The sequence below is a fragment of the Burkholderia sp. E168m23 genome, assembly GCF_016586125.1.
Classification (GTDB): domain Bacteria; phylum Pseudomonadota; class Gammaproteobacteria; order Burkholderiales; family Burkholderiaceae; genus Burkholderia; species Burkholderia orbicola.
The window spans coordinates 1-5669 of record NZ_BCPP01000445.1 but is presented as its reverse complement, the minus strand read 5'-3'; the positions used below and the strand labels follow the sequence as shown (position 1 = coordinate 5669).

General features: G+C 67.1%; 7 protein-coding genes and 1 pseudogene. 3 read left to right on the top strand and 5 right to left on the bottom strand.

The genetic code is table 11. From position 1 onward, the window contains the following. The 4 genes from JMF90_RS21570 to JMF90_RS21555 form a co-directional block, all read right to left on the bottom strand. On the bottom strand, positions 1 to 561 hold a 561-nt coding region (locus JMF90_RS21570), incomplete at its 3' end, for an NAD(P)H-dependent glycerol-3-phosphate dehydrogenase (RefSeq protein WP_201325411.1). 26 nt (positions 562 to 587) lie between these two features. After that, complete coding sequence (gene secB / locus JMF90_RS21565; protein WP_006477723.1) at positions 588 to 1082, bottom strand: protein-export chaperone SecB; 495 nt, start codon at positions 1080 to 1082, stop codon at positions 588 to 590. A gap of 107 nt (positions 1083 to 1189) precedes the next feature. After that, entirely contained in the window at positions 1190 to 1450 is a 261-nt protein-coding gene (grxC, locus tag JMF90_RS21560) for a glutaredoxin 3 (protein ID WP_006477722.1), read from the bottom strand. Then, positions 1447 to 1869 carry a rhodanese-like domain-containing protein gene (locus tag JMF90_RS21555; protein WP_006477721.1) on the bottom strand — a complete coding sequence of 141 codons (423 nt, stop codon included), beginning with the start codon at positions 1867 to 1869 and terminating at the stop codon, positions 1447 to 1449. The genes grxC and JMF90_RS21555 overlap by 4 nt, the downstream gene beginning before the upstream one ends. Positions 1870 to 2004: 135 nt before the next feature. Between JMF90_RS21555 and gpmA the strand changes: the two genes are divergently transcribed. The 3 genes from gpmA (at position 2005) to JMF90_RS21535 (ending at position 5412) form a co-directional block, all read left to right on the top strand. Further along, on the top strand, positions 2005 to 2751 hold the full coding sequence (gene gpmA, locus JMF90_RS21545; RefSeq protein ID WP_012329275.1) for a 2,3-diphosphoglycerate-dependent phosphoglycerate mutase: 747 nt from the start codon (positions 2005 to 2007) through the stop codon (positions 2749 to 2751). A 256-nt stretch (positions 2752 to 3007) separates the two neighbouring features. Next, the gene (locus tag JMF90_RS21540; protein WP_011546283.1) at positions 3008 to 4555 is read left to right on the top strand and encodes a S41 family peptidase; all 1548 of its coding nucleotides are present in this window, start codon (positions 3008 to 3010) and stop codon (positions 4553 to 4555) included. 104 nt (positions 4556 to 4659) lie between these two features. Beyond that, positions 4660 to 5412, top strand: a complete 753-nt coding sequence (locus tag JMF90_RS21535) for a molybdopterin-synthase adenylyltransferase MoeB (RefSeq protein WP_054928065.1) — start codon at positions 4660 to 4662, stop codon at positions 5410 to 5412. 68 nt (positions 5413 to 5480) lie between these two features. Here JMF90_RS21535 and JMF90_RS21530 read toward each other — a convergent pair. Further along, positions 5481 to 5669 (bottom strand): annotated as a pseudogene (locus JMF90_RS21530) (phosphoenolpyruvate--protein phosphotransferase); the annotation flags it as partial.

The window sequence follows — 5669 nt, the reverse complement described above, 5'->3', positions numbered from 1 at the left end:
GACCTCGACGCCGACCACGTCGTCGCCCGTATAGATCCGCATCGCGCCGTGATGGAACGCGGCGAGCGTGCGCTCGCGGCATTCGGCCGACGCGCTGGCCACCGTCAATGCGACGGGCAACGACTGTCCGACCTCGCGCGCGAAGCTCGGGCCCGACAGCACGCCGTTGCTCTGCTGTTCGGGCAGTTCGGCCGCGATCACCTGATGCGGCAGCAGATGCGTGTCGGCCTCGAAGCCCTTGCAGACCCAGACGACGTGCGCGGGCACATAGCCCGCGTCGCGCATCGCGTGACACAGCGTGCGCAGCCCGGCCACCGGCGCGGCGATCACGCACAGCGCGTCGTCCGCGGCGCCATGCGCGAGCGCGGCGCCGAGATCGGCGTCGTAGCGCAGCGCGTCAGGCAGCGCGATGCCGTCCAGATAGCGGGAATTTTCGTGCCGGGCCTGCAGCCCGGCGATGAGCGCGGCGTCGCGCGCCCACAGAAGCGTATCGTGCCGCGCGGCCAGATGGCCCGCGAGCGCGGTGCCCCAGGCACCGGCGCCGAGAACGGCTACTTTCATACCCAGCACCGGTCCGGAGTGAAACGTCAGTTCAGCGTCGTGCCATTCGGCGCGCCGTTCGGTGCGCCTGCTGCGGCGCCGGCTTGCTGCTGAAGCTGCGCGAGACGCTGCTCGTACAGCGCCTGGAAGTTGATTTCCGCGAGGTGGATCGGCGGGAAGCCGGCGCGCGTGATCGCGTCGGCGATGTTCGAGCGCAGGTACGGGAACAGGATCGTCGGGCATGCGATGCCGACGAGCGGATCGAGCTGTTCGTCCGGAATGTTGCGGATGTCGAAAATGCCAGCCTGCTTCGCTTCGATCAGGAATGCGACCTTGTCCTTCACCTTCGCGGTGACGGTACCCGACACGACGACTTCGAACACGCTTTCCGCGAGACGGTCGGCCTTGACGTCGACTTCGACTTCAACCGACGGCATGTCCTGCTCGAGGAAGATCGCCGGCGAATTCGGCTGCTCGAGCGACATATCCTTCAGGTAGACGCGCTGGATGTTGAAGAACGGTTGGTTTTCGACGTCGGACATGGTGTTTCCCTAAAAGTGGTGACGGGGCGGTCCGGCTGTTCGCCGGCCGCCACGGATGAATCCTGCGCGCCCGACCCGCGGCGCGGCCGGCGGCCATTCTGCCCTAATCAGGCCGCTTGCAGAAGCGGCACGAGGCCGCCTTCGCGGTCGAGCTTCGACAGATCGTCGTAGCCGCCGACGTGCGTGTCGCCGATATAGATCTGCGGCACCGTGCGGCGCCCCGTGCGCGTCATCATTTCCTCGCGGCGGGCCGGATCGCGATCGATCAGCACCTTTTCGATCTGCTCGACGCCGCGCAGCTTCAGCAGGCGCTCGGCCTGCATGCAATACGGACACACCTGCGTGCTGTACATCAAAACCTTGTTCACTTCGCCACTCCTTGTTTGACGACCGGCATCCCGGCCTGCTGCCAGGCGGCCACGCCGCCTTCGAGCACGTGCACCTCGGCGTAGCCCGCCGCCTCGACCTCGCGCGCCGCCTTCTGCGACTGCTGGCCATTCTGGCAGACGAGCAGCACCGGGGTGCTCTTGTTCTTCGCGACCTGCGCAATTTTCGCGCCGATCTCGCCCGCCGCGACCTGGCGCGCCGACGGCAGGTGGCCGGCGGCGAAATCGGCGGCGGCACGCAGGTCGATCACGACCGCGTTGCGGCGATTGATGAGCTGCGTCGCTTCCGCAGCCGACAGCCCGCCGCGGCCGCGGCGCAGGGCCGGCCATGCCAGCAGGCCGCCGGAAACCAGCAGGATCGCGATAAGGGCCAGGTTCGTGTAATTGGTAAAGAACGTCACGGAATGCCGCCGGAAAAAGAGAAATCGGATGAGGACAATCCCGCCATTATAAAATAACCGTCTTGCGCGATGTCGGGCCCCGGTTCGGTCCCGTGCGGCGCGCCCCGCTTCCCATCACTACCGACCGCAAGATCCATGTACAAACTCGTTCTCATCCGCCACGGCGAATCGACGTGGAACAAGGAAAACCGCTTCACCGGCTGGGTCGACGTCGACCTGACCGAACAGGGTCGCAACGAGGCCTACCAGGCCGGCGAACTGCTCAAGGAGGCCGGCTACACGTTCGACATCGCGTACACGTCGGTGCTCAAGCGCGCGATCCGCACGCTGTGGCACGTGCAGGACAAGATGGACCTGATGTACCTGCCGGTCGTCCACTCGTGGCGCCTGAACGAGCGCCACTACGGCGCGCTGTCGGGCCTGAACAAGGCGGAAACGGCCGCGAAGTTCGGCGACGAGCAGGTGCTCGTGTGGCGCCGCAGCTACGACACGCCGCCGCCCGCGCTCGAGCCGACCGACGAGCGCGCGCCGTTCAACGACCCGCGCTACGCGAAGGTGCCGCGCGAGCAACTGCCGCTCACCGAGTGCCTGAAGGACACGGTCGCGCGCGTGCTGCCGCTGTGGAACGAGTCGATCGCGCCGGCGGTGCGCGCCGGCAAGCAGGTGCTGATCGCCGCGCACGGCAACTCGCTGCGCGCGCTGATCAAGTACCTCGACGGCATCTCGGACAGCGACATCGTCGGCCTGAACATCCCGAACGGCGTACCGCTCGTGTATGAACTCGACGAGAACCTGAAGCCGATCAAGCACTATTACCTCGGCGACCAGGACGCGATCGCGCAGGCGCAGGCCGCCGTCGCGAAGCAGGGCAAGGCGGGCTGACGCCCGGCGCGGCGAGCAGGCCGCGTTCCGGCGCGGCGTGCCGGGCCCCGGCCCGCACGCCGCGCGAACCTTCCCGGCCCCGCTGCGGTCGAACCCGCTTTCGAACCCCGCAGCGCGCCTGGCGGTGCCCCGCCGGGGCCTCTGCGGCCTTTTCGACGCTTTTCGCGCCGTTCCACTGAGTTATCGGACGAACAGTTATACTTGTCCGCTACATCCCCGCTACCGCCACGCGCTTCCCGACCGCACCAGACTCTCTATGCGAATGAATTTGAAGAACATCGGCCTGATTGCCGCGGGCCTCGCCACGGGCGTGTTCGCCACGCTGCAGGTTTCCGCATCGGCCGAGCAGACCGCCACGGCGCCGCTTCCCCTCGACCAGCTCCGCCTGTTCGCGGAAGTATTCGGGCAGATCAAGCGCGAGTACGTCGAACCGGTCGACGACAAGAAGCTGCTGACGGCGGCGATCAAGGGCATGGTGTCGAGCCTCGATCCGCACTCGTCGTTCCTCGACAAGACCGACTATGACGAACTGCAGGAGCAGACGAAGGGCCGCTTCGCGGGCCTCGGCATCGAGATCTCGCAGGAAGACGGCCTCGTCAAGGTGATCTCGCCGATCGAGGACACCCCCGCGTTCCGCGCCGGCATCCGTCCGGGCGACCTGATCACGCGCATCAACGACAAGCCGGTGCGCGGCATGACGCTCGACAAGGCCGTCAAGCAGATGCGCGGCGAGCCGGGCACCAAGGTCACGCTGACGATCTTCCGCAAGAGCGACGACCGCACGTTCCCGGTCACGGTCACGCGCGCGATCATCAAGGTCCAGAGCGTGAAGATGAAGATGCTCGACCCGGGCTACGCGTATGTCCGCATCACGAGCTTCCAGGAGCGCACGACGCCCGATCTCGCGCAGAAGCTGCAGGACATCGCGCGCCAGCAGCCGAACCTGAAGGGCCTCATCCTCGACCTGCGCAACAACGGCGGCGGCCTGCTGCAGAGCGCGGTCGGCGTGGCCGGCGCGTTCCTGCCGCCCGACTCGGTCGTCGTGTCGACCAACGGCCAGATCCCCGATTCGAAGCAGGTCTACCGCGATACGTACGACAACTATCGCCTGCCGTCCTTCGACGGCGATCCGCTGAAGAACCTGCCGCCGGTCTTCAAGACCGTGCCGATGATCGTGCTGACGAACGCATATTCGGCGTCCGCGTCGGAAATCGTCGCCGGTGCGTTGCAGGATTCGAAGCGCGCACAGATCATGGGCAAGACGACGTTCGGCAAGGGTTCGGTGCAGACGGTCCGCCCGATGACGGCCGACACCGCGCTGCGCCTGACCACCGCGTACTACTACACGCCGAGCGGCCGTTCGATCCAGAACAAGGGCATCACGCCGGACGTGCCGGTCGATCAGTACGCGGACGGCGATCCGGACGACGTGCTCGTGACGCGCGAGGTCGACTACACGAACCACCTCGCGAACACGCAGGATCCGAACGAGAAGAAGGAACAGGAAGAGCGCGAGCAGCGCCGGATGGATCAGCTGCGCGTTCTCGAAGAGCAGAACGACAAGAAGACGCCGGAGCAGCGCCAGAAGGATCGCGATCGCAAGCCGATCGAGTTCGGCAGCGCCGACGACTTCATGATGCAGCAGGCGCTCAACAAGCTCGAAGGCAAGCCGGTCCAGGAATCGAAGTCGCTGCTCGCCGAGAGCACGGCGAAGAGCCCGGCCGCCAAGGCAGCCGCGAAGGCATCGGGCGCCAGCGCCGCGAAGCCGGCTTCCGCACCGAAGCCGGCATCCGCGCCAAAGTAAGCGCCAGCCGGCATCCAACGGGCCATCGCGGGAAGACCGCGATGGCCCGTTTTTCATGCGCGCCTAAAATAACGAACGTCCGCCCGCCTCGCTCACGACTCCCCATGAACGACGATCAACTCCTTCGCTACTCCCGCCACATCCTCGTCGACGAGATCGGCATCGAGGCGCAGCAGCGCTTTCTCGACGCGCATGCGATCGTCGTCGGCGCGGGCGGCCTCGGCTCGCCGGCCGCGATGTATCTCGCGGCGTCGGGGGTCGGCACGCTCACGCTCGTCGACGCCGATACGGTCGACCTCACGAACCTGCAGCGGCAGATCCTGCACGTGACGGCATCGGTCGGCCGCAGCAAGGTCGAATCGGGACGCGACACGCTCGCGCAGCTGAACCCCGAGGTGACGGTGAACGCGGTCGCGGAACGCGTCGACGACGCGTGGCTCGACGCACACGTGCCGCACGCGAGCGTCGTGCTCGACTGCACCGACAACTTCGCGACGCGGCATGCGATCAACCGCGCGTGCGTCGCGCACGGCGTGCCGCTCGTGTCGGGCGCCGCGCTGCGCTTCGACGGCCAGATCAGCACGTTCGACTTCCGCGACGCGGCCGCGCCCTGCTATGCGTGCGTGTTTCCGGAAGACCAGCCGTTCGAGGAAGTCGCGTGCTCGACGATGGGCGTGTTCGCGCCCACCGTCGGGATCATCGGCGCGATGCAGGCGGCCGAGGCGCTGCGCGTGATCGGCGGCATCGGCAAGACGCTCAACGGGCGGCTGATGATGCTCGATTCGCTGCGGATGGAATGGACGACGATGAAAATCGCGCGCCAGGCCGACTGCCCCGTATGCGGGGACCGGCACTGACGCGCGACGGGCATGCGCCAAACGGCCCATGCGTGACACTTCGCTACAGTTAGCGACGCCGAAAACGCCTACGCGGCCGCGTCCGCCCGCGGCTCGGCGACCGCCAGCCGCTGCAGCGCCGCCTGCACTTCCTCCGGCTCGAACGCGGCCAGCACGTCGGCCGTCGGCTTCTCGAGCGCCTTCAGGTGCGCGCGCAGGATCTCCTGCTTCACGACGAGCAACTGGCTCGGGTGCATCGAGAACTCGGTGAGCCCCAT

Bases quoted from the DNA above. Each gene is read 5' to 3' on its own strand.
- secB (WP_006477723.1), bottom strand. From the start codon at position 1,082: ATGTCCGACGTCGAAAACCAACCGTTCTTCAACATCCAGCGCGTCTAC.
- gpmA (WP_012329275.1), top strand. From the start codon at position 2,005: ATGTACAAACTCGTTCTCATCCGCCACGGCGAATCGACGTGGAACAAG.
- JMF90_RS21540 (WP_011546283.1), top strand. From the start codon at position 3,008: ATGCGAATGAATTTGAAGAACATCGGCCTGATTGCCGCGGGCCTCGCC.
- JMF90_RS21535 (WP_054928065.1), top strand. From the start codon at position 4,660: ATGAACGACGATCAACTCCTTCGCTACTCCCGCCACATCCTCGTCGAC.